The sequence below is a fragment of the Pseudodesulfovibrio alkaliphilus genome, assembly GCF_009729555.1.
Lineage (GTDB): Bacteria > Desulfobacterota > Desulfovibrionia > Desulfovibrionales > Desulfovibrionaceae > Pseudodesulfovibrio > Pseudodesulfovibrio alkaliphilus.
This window is the reverse complement of the sequence record NZ_WODC01000026.1, coordinates 1-924: the sequence shown is the minus strand read 5'-3', so window position 1 is coordinate 924 and position 924 is coordinate 1. Positions and strand designations below refer to the sequence as shown.

The window sequence follows — 924 nt, the reverse complement described above, 5'->3', positions numbered from 1 at the left end:
TTAGAACTTATCCGTAAATAAATAGACTTTTTCTAGAGAATTTGGCATGCTCTCTCCATGAGGAGGAGCCATGTCTACCAAAGTCAAATCCTGGGAAGTTTCTGATGAATTCTGGGCAATTGTTGAACCTCTCGTCCCCGCCCCCAAGCGTGACGAGGCAAGGGCGTACACACGAAAATCCGGCGGCGGCCGGAAGCCTCTGGCCCCGCGCAAGGTCTTCGAAGCCATCGTATACGTTCTGCGTACTGGCATTCAGTGGAAGGCATTGCCAAAGGAGGTCTTTGGGAGCCCGAGTTCCATTCATGCCTATTTTCGAAAATGGGAGCAGGAGGGGTTTTTCCTTGCTCTTTGGCGAGCTGGACTCGCTGAGTACAACGAGATGATGGGGATAGCCTGGGAATGGCAGGCTGTTGACGGCGGCATGTTCAAAGCGCCTCTTGCGCAGGAAGCCGTTGGTAGAAACCCTACGGATCGGGGGAAAAAAAGGATCCAAACGGCACCTGCTGGTGGACGCGCGTGGCGTCCCGTTGTCAATCGTCGTAACGGGGGCAAATCGGCACGATGTGTCACAACTGGAAGCGGTGCTGGCGGGCAAGGTTGCAAACAAGCCAGCAGGGCTTGAAGTGGCTGAAAATCTTTGCGCCGATGCGGGATATGCGGGTGAGGGACCGCGAAATGCTATCGAAGAAGCAGGGTATGCTCCGCATGTTCGGCCACGAGGAGAAGAGATCGCAGAGAAGGAGCGCAACCCCGACTTCAAACCTCGCCGATGGGTAGTTGAGGTGAGCTTGTCGTGGTTCAACCGCTTCAGGAAGCTCTTGGTACGATTTGAAAAGCTTCTTTCATCACACATGGCTCTAACTCACTTGGCTGCTGCGATCATCGCCTTGAGAAAAATAGGGATTATTTACGGATAAATTCTTA

Annotated in this window: 1 protein-coding gene; it reads left to right on the top strand. The window is 53.1% G+C overall.

The genetic code is table 11. The features are described 5' to 3' along the window. Positions 1 to 70: 70 nt before the first annotated feature. Positions 71 to 917, top strand: a protein-coding gene (locus GKC30_RS14825; RefSeq protein ID WP_155935750.1) for an IS5 family transposase whose coding sequence is annotated in 2 segments (ribosomal slippage) — positions 71 to 486 and positions 485 to 917 — 849 coding nt in all. Because the reading frame shifts where the segments join, the coding sequence is not laid out codon by codon here. Positions 918 to 924 lie beyond the last annotated feature (7 nt).